At 64.3% G+C, this 19,570-nt stretch carries 20 protein-coding genes; 6 read left to right on the forward strand and 14 right to left on the reverse strand.

The window, feature by feature from the left end:
• Positions 1 to 12: 12 nt before the first annotated feature.
• Both FOY51_RS10290 and FOY51_RS10295 read right to left on the reverse strand, forming a co-directional pair.
• Complete coding sequence (locus FOY51_RS10290) at positions 13 to 1,611, reverse strand: glycoside hydrolase family 13 protein (RefSeq protein ID WP_149430148.1); 1,599 nt, start codon at positions 1,609 to 1,611, stop codon at positions 13 to 15.
• Between the two features lie 88 nt (positions 1,612 to 1,699).
• Entirely contained in the window at positions 1,700 to 2,095 is a 396-nt protein-coding gene (locus FOY51_RS10295; RefSeq protein ID WP_149430149.1) for a globin, read from the reverse strand.
• 180 nt (positions 2,096 to 2,275) lie between these two features.
• Between FOY51_RS10295 and FOY51_RS10300 the strand changes: the two genes are divergently transcribed.
• From FOY51_RS10300 to FOY51_RS10310, 3 genes are read left to right on the forward strand one after another with little or no spacing between them, the layout of a single operon-like run.
• Positions 2,276 to 2,956, forward strand: a complete 681-nt coding sequence (locus tag FOY51_RS10300; RefSeq protein ID WP_149430150.1) for an HNH endonuclease — start codon at positions 2,276 to 2,278, stop codon at positions 2,954 to 2,956.
• Positions 2,957 to 3,006: 50 nt separating this feature from the next.
• Positions 3,007 to 3,270, forward strand: a complete 264-nt coding sequence (ctaJ, locus tag FOY51_RS10305) for an aa3-type cytochrome oxidase subunit CtaJ (RefSeq protein ID WP_149430151.1) — start codon at positions 3,007 to 3,009, stop codon at positions 3,268 to 3,270.
• Positions 3,257 to 3,727, forward strand: a complete 471-nt coding sequence (locus FOY51_RS10310) for a DUF5130 domain-containing protein (protein ID WP_149430152.1) — start codon at positions 3,257 to 3,259, stop codon at positions 3,725 to 3,727. The genes ctaJ and FOY51_RS10310 overlap by 14 nt, the downstream gene beginning before the upstream one ends.
• Here the strand turns inward: FOY51_RS10310 and FOY51_RS10315 are convergent.
• The 4 genes from FOY51_RS10315 to FOY51_RS10330 form a co-directional block, all read right to left on the reverse strand.
• Positions 3,626 to 4,693, reverse strand: coding sequence for a glycosyltransferase family 2 protein (locus FOY51_RS10315; RefSeq protein ID WP_149430153.1), 1,068 nt, complete (start codon positions 4,691 to 4,693; stop codon positions 3,626 to 3,628). The genes FOY51_RS10310 and FOY51_RS10315 overlap by 102 nt on opposite strands.
• 5 nt (positions 4,694 to 4,698) lie before the next feature.
• Complete coding sequence (locus FOY51_RS10320; RefSeq protein WP_149430154.1) at positions 4,699 to 5,565, reverse strand: glycosyltransferase family 2 protein; 867 nt, start codon at positions 5,563 to 5,565, stop codon at positions 4,699 to 4,701.
• A 75-nt stretch (positions 5,566 to 5,640) separates the two neighbouring features.
• A complete protein-coding gene (gene pepN / locus FOY51_RS10325) occupies positions 5,641 to 8,250 on the reverse strand; it encodes an aminopeptidase N (protein ID WP_149430155.1) in 2,610 nt (869 codons plus the stop codon).
• A 13-nt stretch (positions 8,251 to 8,263) separates the two neighbouring features.
• Complete coding sequence (locus FOY51_RS10330; RefSeq protein ID WP_149430156.1) at positions 8,264 to 9,517, reverse strand: NAD(P)/FAD-dependent oxidoreductase; 1,254 nt, start codon at positions 9,515 to 9,517, stop codon at positions 8,264 to 8,266.
• Between the two features lie 147 nt (positions 9,518 to 9,664).
• Between FOY51_RS10330 and FOY51_RS10335 the strand changes: the two genes are divergently transcribed.
• Positions 9,665 to 10,309 (forward strand): mycothiol-dependent nitroreductase Rv2466c family protein, encoded by a 645-nt coding sequence (locus FOY51_RS10335; RefSeq protein WP_149430157.1) that lies wholly within the window; start codon positions 9,665 to 9,667, stop codon positions 10,307 to 10,309.
• Between the two features lie 64 nt (positions 10,310 to 10,373).
• On the opposite strand, the gene FOY51_RS10340 is transcribed toward FOY51_RS10335, so the two are convergent.
• Positions 10,374 to 11,315: a M48 family metallopeptidase gene (locus tag FOY51_RS10340; protein WP_149430158.1), complete on the reverse strand. Its 942-nt coding sequence runs from the start codon at positions 11,313 to 11,315 to the stop codon at positions 10,374 to 10,376.
• A 96-nt stretch (positions 11,316 to 11,411) separates the two neighbouring features.
• On the opposite strand from FOY51_RS10340, the gene FOY51_RS10345 reads away from it, so the two are divergent.
• The gene (locus FOY51_RS10345; RefSeq protein WP_149430159.1) at positions 11,412 to 11,885 is read left to right on the forward strand and encodes a ribose-5-phosphate isomerase; all 474 of its coding nucleotides are present in this window, start codon (positions 11,412 to 11,414) and stop codon (positions 11,883 to 11,885) included.
• A gap of 6 nt (positions 11,886 to 11,891) precedes the next feature.
• On the forward strand, positions 11,892 to 12,689 hold the full coding sequence (locus FOY51_RS10350) for an Fpg/Nei family DNA glycosylase (protein WP_149430160.1): 798 nt from the start codon (positions 11,892 to 11,894) through the stop codon (positions 12,687 to 12,689).
• Here the strand turns inward: FOY51_RS10350 and FOY51_RS10355 are convergent.
• The 7 genes from FOY51_RS10355 to FOY51_RS10385 form a co-directional block, all read right to left on the reverse strand.
• Positions 12,686 to 13,525 (reverse strand): DUF1542 domain-containing protein, encoded by an 840-nt coding sequence (locus FOY51_RS10355; protein WP_149430161.1) that lies wholly within the window; start codon positions 13,523 to 13,525, stop codon positions 12,686 to 12,688. The genes FOY51_RS10350 and FOY51_RS10355 overlap by 4 nt on opposite strands.
• 67 nt (positions 13,526 to 13,592) lie before the next feature.
• Positions 13,593 to 14,411, reverse strand: a complete 819-nt coding sequence (locus FOY51_RS10360) for an SAM-dependent methyltransferase (protein WP_149430162.1) — start codon at positions 14,409 to 14,411, stop codon at positions 13,593 to 13,595.
• A gap of 74 nt (positions 14,412 to 14,485) precedes the next feature.
• Positions 14,486 to 15,970, reverse strand: a complete 1,485-nt coding sequence (locus tag FOY51_RS10365; RefSeq protein WP_149430163.1) for an FAD-dependent oxidoreductase — start codon at positions 15,968 to 15,970, stop codon at positions 14,486 to 14,488.
• Positions 15,963 to 16,373 (reverse strand): carboxymuconolactone decarboxylase family protein, encoded by a 411-nt coding sequence (locus FOY51_RS10370; protein ID WP_149430164.1) that lies wholly within the window; start codon positions 16,371 to 16,373, stop codon positions 15,963 to 15,965. Before FOY51_RS10370 ends, FOY51_RS10365 begins: the two co-directional genes overlap by 8 nt.
• A complete protein-coding gene (locus FOY51_RS10375; RefSeq protein WP_149430165.1) occupies positions 16,370 to 17,260 on the reverse strand; it encodes an NAD(P)-dependent oxidoreductase in 891 nt (296 codons plus the stop codon). The genes FOY51_RS10370 and FOY51_RS10375 overlap by 4 nt, the downstream gene beginning before the upstream one ends.
• Positions 17,257 to 18,006 carry an SDR family oxidoreductase gene (locus FOY51_RS10380; protein ID WP_149430166.1) on the reverse strand — a complete coding sequence of 250 codons (750 nt, stop codon included), beginning with the start codon at positions 18,004 to 18,006 and terminating at the stop codon, positions 17,257 to 17,259. Before FOY51_RS10380 ends, FOY51_RS10375 begins: the two co-directional genes overlap by 4 nt.
• A 47-nt stretch (positions 18,007 to 18,053) precedes the next feature.
• Positions 18,054 to 19,526: an aldehyde dehydrogenase gene (locus FOY51_RS10385; protein ID WP_149430167.1), complete on the reverse strand. Its 1,473-nt coding sequence runs from the start codon at positions 19,524 to 19,526 to the stop codon at positions 18,054 to 18,056.
• Positions 19,527 to 19,570: the final 44 nt, after the last annotated feature.

Below are 19,570 nucleotides of genomic sequence, written 5' to 3' on the forward strand. Positions count from 1 at the left end.
GCCGCGGCTGTGTCAGACCAGCCACGCCGCGGCGTTGGGCGGCAGTTGGCCGCCTTCGACGTGCGTGCTCGCGAGCAGCAATTCGCCCGGCGGCAGCGGAATCGGCGCCGACGTCGTATTGAGTGCGCAGATCAAGCCGCCACGTCGTCGGAACGCGAGACACCCGGCTGGGCTGCCGTACCAATCGATTTCGGCACCCGAGAATTCCGGCCGCATCGCTCGGAGTTCGATGGCCATCCGGTAGAGCGACAGGGTGGACGCCACGTCTTCCAACTGTGCCTCGACCGTCAAGGCCGCCCACTCGGCAGGGATGGGCAACCACGACTTCGCCGCCGTCGTGAAACCGAACGGAGGCTCGGAGCCCTCCCACGGAATGGGGACCCGGCAGCCGTCGCGCCCACGTTCGGTGTGCCCGGAGCGCTCCCATACCGGATCCTGGAGTACGTCGTCGGGCAGATCCACGTTGGGCAGCCCCAACTCGGAGCCGTTGTACAGGAAGGCCGATCCCGGTAGTGCCAACTCCACCAACGCCATAGCCCGGGCGCGCTCGACGCCGACGGTGCCGCCGCCGTAGCGGGTGACTTCGCGCTCCACGTCGTGATTCGACAACGTCCAGGTGGGAGTGCCCTCCTCCGGTGCGACGGCTGCGATGGAGTTCTCGATCGCCGCGCGCACGTCTTCGGCGACGTAGCCGGTTTCGGCAAGCCGGAAATTGAATGCCATGTGCAGTTCGTCCGGCCGGACGTAGCGGGCGAAGCGCTCGTTGTCGTCCACCCACACCTCGCCGACGGAAACCGCACCGGGGAACTCGTCGATCACCTTGCGGATGTTGCGGTGGATCTCGTGGACGCCGTCGTTGTCGAAGCGCAGATCGTTGTCGCTGTGGCCGAGCAGCTTGCTGTCGATGAGGTCGACGTCCGGCAGGCCTTCCGGCTTCGCCATGCCGTGCGCTACGTCGATACGAAACCCGTCGACCCCGCGACCCAACCAGAAACGCAGTGTCGTCGCGAGGTCGTCCATGACCTCCGGGTTGTCCCAGTTCAAGTCCGGCTGCTCGGGAGCGAAGATGTGGAGGTACCACTGTCCGGGGGTGCCGTGCGAGTCGGTGGTGCGGGTCCACGCCGGCCCACCGAAGATGCTGGGCCAGTTGTTCGGCGGTGTCGCCCCGTCGGGACCCTTGCCGTCACGGAAGATGTAGCGGGCGCGCTCCGGGCTGCCCGGTGCGGCGGCGAGTGCAGCCGCGAACCACGGATGCTCGACGCTGGTGTGATTGGGTACCACGTCCATCACAACGCGGATCTGGCGCGAATGTGCCTCGGAGATCAGGGTTTCCATGATGGCGAGATTGCCGAACAATGGGTCGATGTCGCGGGGATCGGCTACGTCGTACCCGCCGTCGGCCATCGGTGAGCGCATGACCGGGCACAGCCAGATCGCGTCGACACCGAGCAGTTCGAGGTAGCCGAGCTTGTCACGGACACCGGCAAGGTCGCCGGTGCCGTCGCCGTTCGCGTCCGAGAAGGAACGTGGGTACACCTGATAGAAGATGGCGTTCTTCCACCACGATTCGGCGTCCGCGGCAACCGCCGGCGCATTCACAGGTTCCGTCACAACTGGTCATAGTGCCAAACGCGGTCGCACTCTTCGACACGTAGGGGGTTCGGGCATGTCTGCGCGGACAACCGGCAGCCAGGTCAGCTCAGAACGGCGAGTTCACCATCGATTGGGCAGCCATCTCCATGTAGTCGGTCAACGCTCGTCGGTGTTGTTCGTCGAGGGTCTGCGCATCTATGGACGCGATCGCGACATGCATGCAGCGAAGCCACGCGTCACGTTCGAGCGGTCCGATTCGAAACGGTTGATGGCGCATCCGTAAACGAGGGTGGCCACGTTCTTCGGAGTAGGTCCGCGGTCCGCCCCAATACTGCTCGAGAAACATGCGAAATCGCCGCTCGGCAGGTCCGAGATCTTCTTCCGGGTACAGCGGTCGCACGATCTCGTCGTGCTCCACTTCTTCGTAGAACCGAGAGACCAGCCGTCGAAACGTCTCTGCCCCGCCGACAGCCTCGTAGAAAGTCTGTTCTGCGTCACTCATTCGCGTCATCTACCTCACGGTTGCGGTTCGCCTCATTGTGCCCGCCAGTCGGACGTCGCCTCGAGTCACCCGTTGTTCATCGAATATCGATGCAACTTCGAACGAAATTGGCGTGCATACACGCCGGATCCGTGTTCAACTGGTCACAATCCCAGAGGTAGCACGAAGTCTGAGGGCCATATGACGCAGCGTCACGACACACGTCCACACCGACAACTCGTGCCCACCGATGCTCGTAGCAGGGGCTCGGGGGCGCACGCGCTGCAAGTTCTGTCCGAAGAATCACGATCCGACCCGCTGTCGACCGCCGCTCTGACGAGCGCCGACGAGGCTCCGGTTCCAGCCTGGGTGAAGCGCCGGGTGTTGCTTCTCAACGCCACCTACGAGCCGCTCACCGCTTTACCCGTCCGTCGGGCGGTGGTCCTGCTGGTGTGCGAGAAGGCCCTCGCTGTTCACGAAGATCCAGACGGCTCCGTCATCCACTCCGCAGGGTGTTCCGTCCAGGTTCCGTCGGTCATCAGGCTCCGCAACTACGTCCGAGTGCCGTACCGAGCTCGGATTCCGATGACTCGTGCTGCCCTGATGCATCGCGATCGCTTCCGATGCGCGTACTGCGGCGGCAAGGCCGAGACCGTCGATCACGTCATTCCCCGCAGTCGCGGCGGCGAGCATTCGTGGGAGAACTGCGTTGCCAGTTGCGCTCCGTGCAATCACCGGAAAGCGGACAAGCTGCTCAGTGAGCTGGGGTGGCCGCTGCGGGCTGCGTTGGTGCCGCCCAAGGGCCCGCACTGGCGCCTCCTTGCGACCACCAAGGAACTCGATCCCTCCTGGTTGCGGTATTTGGGAGAAGGCGCGGCCTGAATCGAGGGTTGGGATATGCGAACCGACCTCGCTCCGCTACCGTTTGGCGTGTGAGCATTCTCGAGACAGTGCTGATATTCGTTCTGATTCCGGTCGTGGTGATCGCCTTCGTCGGTGCGATCGCGATGCGCGGCAAGCCGGTCGCAGGTACGCGTCCTGCCCACTTCGATCTCGGTTCGCGATGGACACATGCCCCGATGCTGTTCAGCGCAACCGACGAGATCACCGTCAGTGGTCATCACGGTGGCGGTCACGCGGCGATCGAGGCCGGTTCAGCTGATCTGATCGGAGGTAGGGCACATGGCCGGTGGTAACCATTTCCCAGCAGTGTCGGAGGCGGACTTGCCTGTCGGCTCCGTGCTGACGTCGAGCGGCCGTGTGTCGGCCGTGCATCGTGCAGGCGAGGAGTTCGACGATCCGCCGTTCTCGCAGAAAGAGCTGCTGCGTCTCGACAACGCGCTCACCGAGGCGACTCGAAAGACCAAGGTGCGCTTCAACGCCTACATCGGCGACCTCGGCGCGGATACCGCCGCGGGCGCGGACGCATTGTTCCCGAAGACACCGGAAGCGGCGCGCTCGGCGCTGATCGCCGTGTCGCCGAACGAGCGCGCCGTGGAGATCCGGTCGGGTCGGGCAGTCGCGAACAGGGTGACCGATCGCATCGCGCAACTAGGCGTCACGGCGGCTGTCGCGTCGTTCGGCGAGGGCGATCTCATCGACGGCATCGTCGCCGCGCTGCGCGTCATGAGCGCCGCTATCGCAAGCCCCTAGCCAGTCTCCGCAGTGCGCGGTCGGCAAGTCCAGGACTTGCCGACCGCGCACAAGGCCGCCGAGCTGAGCTGCTTCGTGGCGGGCTCGTTCCGTCGCCTTGCCGACTTGCACCCCGGCCGCCAGCACCCAGAGGCCCCGCGGAAAGCGGCTGAGGCGTTGCGGCAGCAGCGGATTCGTCGCGAGCAATCGCAGATTCCATGCAATGTTGAACGTGATCGGCCTTCTGGGACAGCCGTTTTCCCGATGCTTCTGCGTCAACTGCGCAGACGACCGCCCGTAGGCGAGTGCCTGGCGCCACGTCGCTTTCATCGTGGTGCGGAGTCGATACGCCACCATCGCGTCCGGTGCGTGCCCCAACGTCATTCCTGCCTGCTGAATGCGCCACGACAGATCGCCGTCTTCGCCACCGCCGACAAACGCCTCGTCGAACTGCCCGATCCTGTCGACCACGTGTCGCCACATTCCGAAATTGTTGCCGTGTGCGAACGGTAGATACGCGGTTTCGAAACGCTCGTCTGGAGCCGGAACTATTCGCCACGATGCGACCCGCGGTGAGTTGAGCGTCTGTACCTCGATCGGACCGCCGACAGCGTCGAATTCTCGGGCGGCCTCCGACATAGCCGCCACCCAGCCCGGATGGACCCGATCGTCTTGATCGGTGAACAACAGGAAGTCGCCCTGTGCCGCATCGATTCCCGCGTTGCGCGCGTGCGGGGTGCCCTGGGTTGCCGAACTGTCGACACACCGGAGCCGCAGACGACTGCGATGCGGGTACGCATGCAGGACATCGGCCAGCCCGTCCGTGGACCCGTTGTCGCTGACGACAACTTCGAACGGTGGTGGGCTGTCTTGCGCGGCAAGGGCATCCAGCTGCTCGACTATGTCGGGTAGCCCGTTGTAAGCGGGGATGATCACCGAAATCAGTTCTGGTGCCGTTGCGTTCGGTGACTTCGCGCTCTGTGACATCCTGACTAGGCCGTGTCGATCGGCAGTCGCCGCGACTTCGAACCTGCCCGGAAATACTTCAACGAGAATTTTCCCGCCTCAGGATCGTACGGACGATGCAACACGTACAGCAGCGCGTGGAACCGCCAGTGCAGCTTCAGCGCCTTCTCGATCTCGGGCGTCAGCTTGCCGTGCATGTCGAAAGTCTTGGTGCCCGAATCGATGTACTTGGTGAACTCCCGAGGCGGTGTCAAAGCTCGGCGCGGTGAGATGTCGACCATCAGGTCGGACAGCTGCCGAATCTTGATGTCCTCTTCACGGATCGTCAGTGCCAGATCGAGGTCCTCGTGCACGTCGTTCTCGGTGCTCGTGTTGTCGCGGACCTTGTCCCACACCGAGTGCCGCACCGCCATGTTCGCGCCGTGCAAGTTGTTGATCTCGCGATCGCCACCGAACGCGCCGCGCTCGATCTGCTTCTTGGTGTACCAGCCCTTGAGCTTGGTGAAGGGCGAGTCGTACGAATTGTTCAGCCCGCTGATCGCACCCACCGACTCGACATCGTCGCGGCCGAAGAATTCGAGAATGGTCTGCGCCCACGAATCGTAGGCCCGGGAGTCGGCGTCGAGGCGACCGAGAATCTCGCCTGTCGCGGTATCGAATCCCAGATTGCGCGCGAATGCGACGCCCGGTCGCGGTTCGGCGAGCAGCTTCAACTTGGGGTGTCTCGGCAGGTAGCTGCGAACGATTTCGGCCGTGCGATCGGTGGAGTTGTTGTCCACGACCAGGATCTCGTGGAGATCGTCTTCCTGAGTCAGCAGGGCATCGAGGCATTTGCCGATGTAGTGCTCTTCGTTGTGCGCGGGTATGACGACGGAGAGAGTGAGTTTCGACATTGATTCGACGGTATCGGAGGGCGCAAAGTCCGGTCAAACACGTGTTTCCCGTGCTTGACCGGACCTTTACGAGGACTAGCCCTTGTCGAAGGCGCGCGCGGCGAGCGATCGGACGATCCCCGCACGACCCTCGATCACCAGTCGGCGCAGCGCAGGGGGCCGTTCTGCGGCCAAGAACTCGTCGGCCGCGGCCACCGCGTCATCGCTGATCGCCCACGACGGATACAGCCCGATGACCACCGTTTGGGCGACCTCGCTGGATCGCCGCTCCCACACTCCGGGAACGTCGACGAAGTACTTCGCCAGATACGGGGCCAACAATTCGCCCTGACCCTGCGGTGCGAAACCGCCGATGATCGCGCGAGCCGTGATGTTCGGTATCGAATCGTCGTTCACCACCGAATTCCAGGCCTGCTCCTTCACAGCGGCCTGCGGGCGAGCCGTAGCCGCCGCCGCCCCTTGGCGCTTGCCTGCGGCCGTCGGATCCTTGGCGACCTCGGCGTCGATGAACGGTGTCTCGATGCCGTCGGCATCGATCTCGCCGGCCGCCGCCAACGCGATGACGATCCGCCAGCGCAGATCGGTGTCGACCACCAGACCGGGCAGACCCAGCTTTGCCGGATCGCCGTCGAGCAGCTCCTGCAACACCTCGGTATGCCACGCAGACAGCTGCGCACCGGTCAGCGCATTGACGAACGCCAACTGATGATCGGAGCCGGCCTCGGCCTCGCGAGCCAGTTCGAGCAACCGGTTCGCATACCCGGACCAGCCTTCGTCGGCCGCCCACGCAGGATCTGCGTAGCTACCGATGGCGGTCTGCGCCTGCATCAGAAGTCGCTGCACCACACCGACTTCGGTTTCGGCACCGATACCGCGTTGCACGAGTGCGACGAAGTCGCGCGCCTTCAGCTCGGCCTGTCGGGTCATCTCCCACGCAGCCGACCACGCCAACGTGCGGGGGAGCGGCTCGCTGATGTCGCCGATCCGATCGATCAGCGTCGTCAGCGATTCCGGGTCGAGTCGCACCGAGCAGTACGTGAGGTCGTCGTCGTTGATCAGGACGAGCTTGCCGCGATGCACGCCGACCAACTCTGGCACCTCGGTGCGTTCGGTGGCGGCGAGATCGAGCTCGATGCGCTTGGTGCGCACCAACTTTCCTGCCTCGTCAGTGACACCCCCCGTCGCTTCGCTCGCCTCGTCGTAAATGCCGACCGCGAGGCGATGCACGCGACGCTCACCAGCGCCGGGCTCGGCGCCGCCCTGCAGTACGGCGAACGAGGTGAACTTGCCGTCGGCGTCCACCTCGAACTCCGGGCGAAGCGTGTTGAGTCCGGTGGTCTTGAGCCACTGGGTGCCCCAATCCGACAGGTCACGGCCCGACGACTTCTCCAGTGCGGAGAGCAGATCGTCGAAGGTGGCGTTGCCGAACGCGTGGTCCGCGAAGTACGCGCGCAGCCCGGCGAGGAAGTCCTCGAGCCCCACGTAGGCCACCAGCTGTTTGAGGACGCTTGCGCCCTTGGCGTAGGTGATGCCGTCGAAGTTGACCTCGACGGCGGCCAGGTCGGGGATGTCTGCCGCGATCGGGTGTGTCGACGGCAACTGATCCTGGCGATACGCCCACGACTTCTCGACGTTCGCGAAGGTCGTCCAGGCGTTGACGTACTCGGTGGCTTCCGACTGGCACAGCACGGAGGCGAACGTCGCGAACGACTCGTTGAGCCACAGGTCGTCCCACCAGGCCATGGTGACCAGGTCGCCGAACCACATGTGCGCCATCTCGTGCAGCACGGTTTCCGCACGACGCTCGTAGGACGCTCGTGTCACCTTGGACCGGAACACGTAGTCCTCGAGGAACGTGACCGCGCCCGCGTTTTCCATTGCGCCCGCGTTGAATTCGGGGACGAACAGCTGGTCGTACTTGCCGAACGCGTAGGGCACGCCGAAGTTGCGGTGGTAGAACTCGAAGCCCTGCTTGGTCTCTGTGAACAGCCGGTCGGCGTCCATGTGCTCGCCGAGGGAGGCGCGGCAGAAGATCCGCAGCGGAATGGTGCCGTGATCGTCGGAGTAGCTGTCACTCCAATGCGCGTACGGACCGGCAATCAGTGCGACAAGGTAAGTGCTGATTTTCGGTGTAGTCGCGAAGTGGTGCGTGTTGGCCTCGCCGCCGTCGTTGCCGAGGGTGGCGCCGTTGGAGATCACTTGCCAGTCGTGCGGGGCGGTGACGCTGATGTCGAAGGTGGCCTTGAGATCCGGCTGATCGAAGCAGGCGAACATCCGCTTGGCGTCGGCGGTTTCGAACTGTGAGTACAGGTAGACGGCGTTGTCGGTGGGATCGACGAAGCGGTGCAGTCCTTCGCCTGTGTGCGAGTAGTCGCAGTCGGCTTCGACGATCAACTTGTTCTGCTCCGCGAGACCGCTGAGCGCGATTCCGGTCGATTCGTCGTAGCCGGTGATGTCGACCACGGTGCCGTTCAGCACTGCCGAGCGCACCGTGCCCGCGATGATGTCGATGAACGTCGACGCGCCCGCGGTGGCGCTGAAGGTGACGGTGGTGCGCGAGGAGAAGGTCTTCTCGCCTGGCCCGCCCGCTCCGTCGGTGAGATCGAGTTCGATGCGGTAGTTGTCCACCGCAAGCAGTGCGGATCGCTCGTTCGCCTGGTCACGGGTCAGATTCGGCGGGGCCACATGTGCTCCTTCGTCAGTCGGGGTCGGTTGGCTGTACGTACACGTCATCCAGATCAGTTGCCGGGTCGGCCAAACGCTGCGGGTCTACGGGTCGGCCGGAGGCAACCAAGGCCTTGACCGTATCGGTGACATCCCAAATGTTCACGTTCATACCCGCGAGTACCCGATTCTGCGCGTCCAACCAGAACGCGACGAACTCGCGTTTGCCGGCGTCGCCGCGCACAACCACCTGGTCGTAGCCCTCTCGCGGAGTGGATCCCACGTACTCCATGCCGAGGTCGTATTGATCTGTGTAGAAGTACGGCATGTTGTCGTAGTGCTGGGACCTGCCCAGCATGGTCGCGGCGGCGACGGCTGGCTGGTTGAGCGCATTTGCCCAGTGCTCCACCCGAATTCGACGTTTCAGAACGGGATGGTCCTGCTCGGCGATGTCGCCGACGGCAACGATGTCGGGATCACTGGTTGCGAGTGCGGCATCCACCAGCACACCGCCGTCCACTGCCAATCCCGCTTGCTTCGCGAGCTCGATGTTCGGTTCCGCCCCGACTGCCACCAACACGGCGTCGGCGGGCACGGTCGATCCGTCGCCCAGTCGCAAACCGGTGGCACGACCCGCCTCGGTGGTGATCTCGTCGACTTTCGCGCCGAACCGGAAGTCGACTCCGTGCTCGCGGTGCAGATCGGCGAACACGGTGCCCATCTCGGGCCCGAGCACGGCGAGCAGTGGCAGGTCGGCGGTCTCGGCAACTGTCACCTCGACGCCTTTCTCCCGTGCGGCAGCAGTGATTTCGAGACCGATCCAGCCTGCGCCGACCACTGCGAGCCGCTTGCCCTCACCCAGTGCATCGAGCAACGCATCCGACTCGTCGACCGTGCGGAGGTAGTACACACCCGCGGCATCCGAACCCGGAATCGGCGGGCGCCGGGAGCTGGATCCGGTGGCGAGGGCGAGCTTGTCGTAGGCGATGGTGGTGTCGTCGGGCAGGGTCACCGTTTTTGCTGCCGTGTCGATCGAGTGCGCAGCGGTCCCGAGGCGCAGGTCCACGTGGTGATCGCGGTACCACTGCGACGGCAAAACGGTGAACTCCGACAACGACTTCTTGCCCGCCATGTGTTCTTTCGACAGCGGAGGCCGATCGTAGGGGAGATGCTCTTCCTCCGACAGCAACACGATGGATCCGGCGAAGTCTTTCTCGCGCAGAGCTTCAGCGACTTTGGCGCCGGCAAGTCCGCCGCCGATGATCACGAAATTCGATTGGTCGGACATATCGGATGCACCTCCAGGGAGTGGCTATCACTTGCTACGACCCTACTGCCGGCAGAAGTCGGCGGCGGGAAGTATTTCGGCGCGAACGTGGTTGGCTTGAAAGGAGCTGACTTCTGCCTACCTGTTTCGAGATCGAGGGAGTAACGCGTGAGCGACAAGACGAGCAAAGACACTGCCGATTTCTGGTTCGACCCGCTCTGCCCGTGGTGTTGGATCACGTCGCGGTGGATTCTCGAGGTGGAGAAGGTCCGCGACATCGAGGCGAACTTCCACGTGATGAGCCTGAGTGTCCTGAACGAGAACCGCGAGGGTCTGCCGGATCAGTACAAGGAACTGTTGTCCAGCGGTTGGGGACCTGTCCGCGTCGCAATCGCCGCGGCACAGGCGCATGGGGACGAAGTCCTGCTACCGCTGTACACGGCAATGGGAACCCGCATCCACGACCGCGGTGACGAGTACAAGCGCGATGACCGCAAGGAATCACTCGCGATCGTGATCGAGGAGTCACTCGCCGAGGTCGGTCTCCCCGCAGAACTCGCCAAGGCGGCCGACTCCACCGACTACGACGAGGCGCTGCGCAAGAGCCATCACGCCGGCATGGACGCCGTCGGCGACGACGTGGGCACTCCCACCATCCACGTCAACGGCGTCGCGTTCTTCGGACCCGTGTTGTCGCGGATCCCGCGAGGCGACGATGCAGGCCGAGTGTGGGACGGCGCTGTCGCCTTGGCGTCCTACCCGCACTTCTTCGAACTCAAGCGCACCAGGCACGAGGATCCGCAGTTCGACTGATTTTGCCGCTGATCACGAGCATCGGGTGGCACTTTTTGCGGAATCTGCCACCCTCTGCTCGTGATCACTGCAGATAGGGCTGGTTGTACGTCGGCTGCTGCGGCGGATCCGGGTGCCAGAACAGCTTGCCGTGCCTGCTGCGGTCGCGAAGGGCGTTGGCACGCCACGTCAACACCGGATGGCTAGACGTCGCGTTGACCAACCAGACGAAGAAACCGCGCTCACGCATCGAGCGGTCGGCAAGCTCGTCGAAGCCGACGAGCCGGTTCAGGTATTTGCCCGCGCCGAGAGTGCCCATCGCACCGGGTACGCCCGCGGGCCGATTGCAGAAGCCGTGGTTGTCGGCGGTGTATTCCTGCGAGCGAATCAGTGACGTCCCGAGGATCGGCAGAAACTGACCGGCGAACATGCCGAGCTGCCGCCAATACGACAGGTGTCCCGCGGCGATGTGACCCACCTCGTGGCCGATGATGAAGGCGAGTGCATCCGGTTCACGGGCTTCGCCGCCGACCTCGAACAGGTCGCTGTAGACCACGACGAACCGCCGAAAACCGTGACCCGACGCGAATGCGTTGATCTGACCGTTGCCGAGTACCACGTAGGCGTCGGGTACCTGGGTCATGCCGAATCGCGCGGCGGCTTCCTGGACGAGTCGGTAGCCGTCGGGAAACTGTGTCGGTGACATCTGCACACCGTTGAGTCGCTGACCGGCGTAGAGCATCCCTCGACCGAAGTAGACGATCACCGGGGCAAACAGCACGATCAGCACCAGCTGATTGAGCACGCCGAACACGATCAGCAGTGTCGACGTCACATACAGAAGCGCGGTGACCACGACGACGATCACCAGGAGCGGGATTTCCCAGGAATGTCGTGCCGGCCGACCGTACGGGGAGAGTCCGCGCGGCGGCATGGTGACCGGTGGCCCCCAGCCAGGCTGAGCCTGACTCGTCTGTGCAGGGCCCGGCGGTACTGGAAAGTTTTCCGAAGTCGGATACGGCTGCATGGCTGCAACTGTATTCAACGGTTGCTGCCGGGCTTCGACGGCGCGATGTCCGGGGATGCGCGGCCGATCACGATCAGGCCTGACACAATCTCACCCATGCGCGTATACCTAGGTGCCGACCATGCCGGCTTCGAGTTCAAGAACCAGATCATCGAACACCTGACCAAGACCGGGCACGAGCCGATCGACTGTGGCGCCCACGTCTACGACGCCGTCGACGATTACCCGGCCTTCTGCGTCGAGGCCGCTCGCCGCACCGTTGCCGACGAGGGCAGTCTCGGCCTGGTGCTGGGCGGTAGCGGCAACGGTGAGCAGATCGCCGCGAACAAGGTGCCCGGCGCCCGCTGTGCGTTGGCGTGGAGCGTCGAGACCGCGAAGCTGGCGCGCGAGCACAACAAAGCGCAGCTGATCGGCATCGGCGGTCGCATGCACACACTCGACGAAGCGCTCGCCATCGTCGACGCATTCCTGTCGACGCCGTTCTCCGGCGAAGAGCGGCACCAGCGTCGCATCGACATCCTGTCCGAGTACGAGAAGACCGGCGTTCCGCCCGCGCTCCCCGCCGAGTGAGCGCACGTGCCTGAAGGGCATACCCTGCACCGGCTCGCCAAGGTGCATCAGAAGCACTTCGCGGGCGCCCAGGTTCGGGTCTCCAGTCCGCAAGGAAAGTTCGCCGACGGCGCCGCCATGGTGGACGGTCGATTGTTCGTCAAGGCCGAGGCGTGGGGCAAACACCTACTGCACCACTACGAGTCGGGTCTCGTTGTGCACGTTCACCTCGGGCTCTACGGCAGCTTCTCCGAGTCCGAGATCCCGATGGGGCCGCCGGTGGGTCAGGTGCGGATGCGGATGGTCGGTGCGGACTTCGGCACCGACCTGCGTGGCCCCACCGCATGCGAGGTGCTGCACACCTCGGAACTCGACGCGATTGCCGATCGACTCGGTCCGGATCCGCTGCGGCGCAATGCCGATTCGGATCGCGCGTGGGAGCGGATCCGCAAGTCGCGTAGGCCGATCGGATCGCTGCTGATGGATCAGGCTGTCGTCGCAGGCGTCGGCAACGTCTATCGCGCGGAATTACTTTTCCGGCAACGTATTTCGCCCTATCGGCCCGGCACCGCGATCGAGCGGACGGTGTGGGACGAGATGTGGGCCGACCTGGTCGCGTTGATGAAGGTGGGGCTGCGCCGGGGAAAGATCGTCACGGTCGAGCGGGAATTCGACCGCGGTGATCCGTCGTATCGGAAGGGTCGCCCGCGCACCTACGTGTATCGACGCGCGGGATCGCCGTGTCGGGTGTGCGGGTCGACGATCCTGCACGCGGACATGGAGGGCCGAAACCTGTTCTGGTGCCCAAGCTGTCAGGCCGACTAGAACCCGCCGAAGTCACCGCCGCCACCGAAGTCGCCACCGCCGCCCCAGTCGCCGCCCCCGAAATCGTTGCCACCCCCGAAGTCGTTGCCGCCGATGTCGCCGCCACCTTGATCGCCGCCGTCGAAGCCGCCTTGATCTCCGGCATCGCCGCCTTGGTCGCCGTTGCCGGCGTCGAGGCCGTCCTGATAGCCGTCGCCGTAGCCGTTCTCGAAGGCCTGTGAGTCGTAGCCGACGCCCGACATACCGGAGAACATCGCAGAGAACAGGAACATCGAGCCGACACCCCAGGCGCCTGCGACAAGTGCTGGGCGCCACCATGGTTCGGAGTACCAGCCTGCCGGAACCGGTCGGCCCGCAACGCGCCCACCGGGGTAATAGTTCGGTGTCCGATCGGACGGGCCGGGCGATGCGGCGACCTTCCGGCCCTCGAAATCGACCTCGCGATTTTCGGTGACCTCACCTGCAGAGCGTTGGCCATCGAGGGTCGGGACTTCCGGCCCTGGGTCCATGCCCATCGCGGTGCGCGCAGCTCGGATGTAGTAGAGACCTTCCAGCGCTGTCTGTTTCGCCAACCGGGCCTGCGCGGGGGTCTTCGCCTGATCGATCTGCGAACCTGCGGCGATGTTGCGTTCGGATGCGTCGGCGAGTGCCTGCTTGGACGCGGCGTCGGACCCGGTGAGTTGATACACCTGACCGCCGAGCCGCTCGTTCGCCTGGCGGGCATCGGCGATCGCGTCCGCCAACTGGTCGGTCGAACGCTGACGCGACCGGCGTTGGCTGTTCATGACGACCAGGCCGATCCCGGCCAGCAGCACGATGATCAGCAAAATCTCCACGACTCACCCTTTCAGCAGCCGACAATTCGGACACTGCCGAGAGTACCTGCGGCAGATGAGCGAAACCTTAGAGCGCCGACGGGGGCTTGAGTCCGACGCCGGCGAAGCTGCTGAGCCGCTCGGGATGATCACCGACATCCTCAGGGGACTCTGGACGCCACAGTGGCAGGTAGACCACTCCAGGCTCCAGTATGTCGAAGTCGCCGAGGAAGCCGCTGATCTCCGCCTGCGAGCGCAGGGTCAACGGATTCGGCGTTTCCCTCGACATCTCGATGAATTGCGCGACCTTGTCTGCGGGGCCCTCGTTGCTGAAATGCGTGATCGCCAGGTAGCTGCCCGGCGGCAGCGCGTTTCGGATCTTCGCCACATTCGCACCGGGGTTGGACTCGTCAGGGATGAAATGCAGCAGCGCAACGAGAAGCACGGCGACCGGTTGGGTGAAATCGATGAGGCGTATCACCTCGGGGTGTGCGAGGACCGCATCGACGTCGTTGAAGTCGGCGCGCACAGCCGTTGCATTGGGGTTGCCGGCGAGAATGGCCTGACTGTGCGTGACCGCTACGGGGTCGGTGTCGACATAGACAACCTTCGCGTCGGGATGCTGGCTCTGTGCGATCTCGTGAACGTTGCCCGCGGTCGGGATGCCCGAACCGATGTCGAGGAATTGGGTGATTCCTGCCTCGCCGAGCATCGTGACCGCACGACGCAGGAACGCGCGGTTCGCCCGCAGGATCTGCGGGACAACGGGCCACATCGCCTCGGCGCGGTCGGCGAGCTGCCGATCGACTTCGAAGTTGTGCATGCCCCCGACGACGTAGTCGTATACGCGGGCCACACTCGGAATTGCGGGATCGATGTCGGCCGGCGCCCAATCGGGTTGCGTCATGAGATTCACAGTAGGGAATCGGCGGGGCGTGCGACGACGGAACGGCCGTTCGATCGCTCAGCCCCTTGCTCCGCTCAACCCTCTGCTGCGCTCAGCCCTTTTGCCGCGCTGAGCCCTGCTCGTCTACCGTAGAAGCTGCCGTCACCCAGCGAGGTTCCCGACGCGTAGCCGCCGGCGCAAACGCCGGCGGTGCAGCGACCGGCTGCGAACAGTCCGGGGATCGGCTCACCGGATACGTGCAGCACCTCCGAGTTCACCGAGGTTCGCAACCCGCCGAGCGTGAAACCGGCTGTGCAGTTACGCAGATCGAGCGCTGCGATCGGTGAGCCGATCGGCTTGCACCATTGCGCCTTCTTGCCGAGCACCGGATCTTCGCCGTTCGCCGCATGTCTGTTGTACACAGCGACGGTTGACGTCAAAGTGCCTGCGGGCAGATTCATGTCGGCCTCTAGTTCTTCGACGGTTTCGGCCACCCATTTGGGTCGGAACCGAAAGAACGGCGTCGAACTGTCTGCTGCGCAACCTGTCTCGTATGCGTCCTCGTCGATGACGAGATAGGCCTGGTTGTCGTTGCGCAGCAACGTCTCCTGACCGATTCGACCGGGATAGGTGTCCTCGTTGACGTAGCGCTGACCGCGGGCGTTGACGAGGATTCCGCGAGCCATCAGTTGCGGTTCGCCGAAGAAGGCGACCTCGGTGGCATCCATGTGCGCCAAGTCGGCGCCGAGCGCCTGCGCCATCCGGATCGCGGAGCCGTCGTGCTCTTCGATCGCGGCTCCCGGCCTGTCGATCAGCCTCGGAGCGAACGACTCGATCATCTGCTTGTTGTAGGCAAAACTGCCGGTGGCCAACACCACGCCGGTCCGGGCACGGATCGTGAGGTTGCGGCCGTACTGCTTGGCGACGATGCCGACGACGCGATCGCCGTCGATGATCAGCCGCTGCACCCGCATGTCGTATTCGGCACGGACGCCGAGCTTTTCGGCGGTGTCGGCGAGCGGCTTCATCAGCATGTAACCGCCGCCCTTCTGGCCGGTGCGTTTGTTCTCCATCTGCGGGACGTGTCCGCGCGGGGCAGGTGTGGCGATGGTGTTGTACGGCGCAGAGTTCTCACCGCCGGAATACATCAGGCCGTCGTCGAAGGGCGTCTCCCAGCCAGGCTGGTCGTAGAAGCTCTCCTTGAACGGCACCCCGTTGTCGACCAGCCAGTTGAAGTGCTCGACGCTGCCATCGCAGTAGTCGGTGATCTTGGCCTCGTCGGCGCCCGGTCCCAGCGCCGCCATCATGAAGGCCTTCATGTTCGCGGGGGAGTCCTCGAATCCGAGCGCCTGCTGCAGGGGTGTGCCACCGCCGAGATAGATGAAGCCACCTGCCAACGCGGCGGCGCCGCCCCATCCACTCGTGCGTTCCAGTACCAGCACGTCGGCACCCGCCCGTGCGGCCTCGATGGCCGCGGTCACCCCTGCGATGCCGTACCCCGCGATCACGACGTCGGCCTCACGATCCCAGGCAGCCACGTCGTCGGCCGAGAGGGGTCGGATGGATCGATCGTCAGCCATTGTCTTGATCCTTCGCGGCGGCACGGGCTGCCTTTCGGCGATCGCTCTTCACGGCGATCAGTGCGTTGTTGAGCCCGGTCGCCAGGGGCCATCCGACGTAGTGGCACAGGAAGATTGCCGCTTCCTCGCACTGTTGCTCGGTGAGTTCCTCGTTGTGCAGCGCGGCGTTGAGTTGGATCTTCGCGACGTCGCCTTGCCCCTGCGCGGTGATGGCGCCCAGCAGCAGCAAACGGCGATCGCGAAGGCTCAGCCCTTCACGCGTCCAAATGTCGGCGAACAGGTGATCTGCTGTGACAGCGAAGAACTCACCCGGAACGTCGGCGGGCATCTCCCAGCCGTACACCTGATTCATCATGGCGACACCGCGTGCGCGCACTTCGGTGATGCGGGTGTCCTCGGTCATGGTTGCTCCTTTGGCAAAGTTGACTGCGACAGCATGCCGGGGCCGACGCCGAGCCCGTCTCCGAGTTCCGAGAGTGCCCGCGCCGCGAGTGGAAGGTCGACGTCAAGTCGCTCGCCAAGATCGAGCGCGAGCGCGAGATCCTTCTCCCCGAGGTTGCGCACATGGCTCAGAATCGAGAACCACACATCCGACTCGTCGACTGGATCCGTGGTGTTGCGGAGCATGATGGCCCCTGCGCCGCCGGTGATGGCGTCGGTGTGCCGAACCACCTTGCCGAGCTTGCGGATATCGAGACCCGACGCTGCGGCGAGACGCTGGGCTTCGCTAGCGGCTGTGAACGAGACGAAGTGAAGCAGGTTGCGCGCCAGCTTCATTCGCGTCCCGGCTCCGACATCGCCAGCGTGGACGACCAGTTCGGCCCAGCACGAAAACGGCTCTCGCACTGCGGCAAAGGCCTCGTCCGTTCCGCCGATCATCACGGCGAGCTTGCCCTGCTGGGCGCCGGGGGCGCCACCGCTGACCGGCGCATCGATCAGCTCGACGTCTGCCGAGCGGCACTGCTGCGCGAGGTCGAGCGCGGTGGTGTCGCTGATCGTCGAGTGCACCGCGACGACGGTTCCGGGACGTGCGGTCGACAGAATCCCGTCCGGTCCGGCGACGACATCGCGGACTTGCGCGTCGTCGAGGACGGTTATCGAGATGATGTCCGCGGCGGTGGCCACCGCCGCGGGCGTTGCCGCGGCACGGGCGCCGGCTGTCGTGAACGATTCCAGCGCATCGGACCGGGCATCGCAGACCACCAGTCCACCGGGCCAGTCGAGCAACCGGGTCGCCATGGGCGCGCCCATGTTGCCGAGACCGATATAGCCCAGTGTCGGTGCCGTCATGACCGGTAGACCTGACCGCCGTCGACGTTGAATATCTGGCCGGTGATCCAGCCGGCTTCGTCGGAGAGCAGGAACAGGCACATACCGACGAGGTCGTCGGTGGTCCCCATCCGTTGCAACGGAATTCGCTTGACCATGTCCGCCACGATATTGCCGGGAGTGACGGTGCGGGTGGCTTCGGTGTCGATCGGCCCCGGTGCGATGGCGTTGATTCTGATCTTGGACCAGCCGAGTTCGGTGGCCAACTGTTGGGTCAAGCTGTTGATGCCGGCCTTCGCAAGGCCGTAATAGTTCGAGTACAACCAGGCAGCTGTGGACGACTGGTTCACTATCGACCCGCCGTTGGCGCGCATGTGCGGCACGACGGCGCGGCAGACGTGCAGAGCGCCATCCATGTTGACGCTCATGAACTTTCGGTAGTAGTCCCAATCCACGGTCAGCAGCGAGTCGATCTTCATGCCGCCGTAGATGGCGGCATTGTTGATCAGGTGCTCGATGCTGCCGAACTGCTCGACGGTGAAATCCGCAAGTTCTCGAGTGGACGTACCGTCGGCAACATCGACCTCTTTGAAAACCGCCTTACCGCCGTCGGCAACGATCTGCTCGGCCACCGTCTGGCCGTGCTCCCGATCGATATCGGCGACAACGACATTGGCGCCCTCGGCTGCCAGCGCACGCGCATATCCCTCGCCGATGCCCTGCGCGGCGCCCGTGACAATTGCTGTGCGTCCGTCGAAGCGTCCCATGAAATCCTGCTCTCGCTCTGGTCGAAGTGGCTGGTGTGGAGGTGGTTTCAAGATTTCGGCGCGGACGCGACGACTTTCGTCTCGAGGTATTCCTCGAATCCAGCGACGCCCATTTCACGACCGATTCCGGATTGCTTGTAGCCCCCGAACGGAACGTCGGCGGAGTACCACACGCCGCCGTTGACGCTGAGCGTGCCGGTGCGAATTCCGGCGACCACCTTCTCGATCCGCGCCGCATCGGCGCCCCACACCGAGCCGGAAAGTCCGTACGGCGAATCGTTCGCGATTCGGATCGCGTCGTCGTCATCGTCGTAGGGGAGGATCACGAGCACAGGACCGAAGATTTCTTCCTGCGCCACCCGACTGCTGTTGTCGAGACCGGCAACGAGGGTGGGTTCGACAAAATAGCCGTTCTCGAGATTTGCGGGGCGACCTCCGCCGACCACGATCGTGCCGCCCTCGTCGACCGCGAGCTTCAGATACATCTCTACCCGATCGCGTTGGCGCGCGGAAATCAATGGGCCGCAGACCGTTCCAGGAGCAGTCGGGTCGCCGGCCCGGATGCCTGCCATCGCCTTTGCTGTCGCCGCAACTGCCTCGTCGTACCGGTCACGCGGTACCAGCAGTCGAGTGCTCAACGCGCAGCCCTGCCCAGCGTGGACGCACACCGCGAAGGCAGCCATGGAGCAGGCGGCGATGATGTCGGCGTCGTCGAGAACGACGAACGCGGACTTGCCACCGAGTTCGAGAAACACCTTCTTCAGAGATTCGGCCGCGGCGCGCATGACGGCTTTGCCGGTCTGTGTGGAACCGGTGAACGAGATCAGATCGACGCGCGGATCGGTGGCGAGTTGGGCACCGAGACCGTGATCGGTGGACGTCACGATGTTGACGACGCCCGCAGGGATGTCGGTCTCCTCGGCGATGACCTCGCCGACCAGGGCAGCACACCACGGGGTGTCGGGCGCAGGTTTGAGCACCACCGTGTTACCCGCGGCGAGCGCGGGGCCGAGCTTGGCGAAGTTGATCTGGTGCGGAAAATTCCAGGGTGTGATCGCGCCGACGACGCCGACGGCCTCTTTGAGCACCCGGCGCGCGGTCGGGATTCCCATCGGTGTCGCAGTGCCGAGATCCTGTTCCCAGGAGTAGTTGTCGACCAGGTCGGCCCAATAGCGAAGGTCCTCGATCGGGCCCGCCAGTTGCGGTCCGTTCGTGAGCATGGCAGGTGCGCCGACCTCTGCGATCGTGATCTCACGTAACTCGTCGATGTGCGATTGCAACGCATCGCACAGCTGCCGCAAACACTGCGCGCGAAAAGCATGGTCCCGGCTCCAGGATGTGGTGTCGAACGCGGTTCTCGCGGCTGTGATTGCCGAATCCATATCTGCCGCAGTGCCTTCGGCGGCCAGCCCGATGACCGACTCCGTCGCGGGATTGACGATCTCGAACGTCCCGCCCGATCCAGGTATTAGCTTCCCGTCGATCAAGAGTGCGGAACTGTCGATGGGCCGCAGCGTCATGTGTAAACCTTTCTGGACAGGTGTCTGGACTATAGTTCGAACAT

Source organism: Antrihabitans cavernicola, assembly GCF_008297975.1.
Classification (GTDB): Bacteria; Actinomycetota; Actinomycetes; order Mycobacteriales; family Mycobacteriaceae; genus Antrihabitans; species Antrihabitans cavernicola.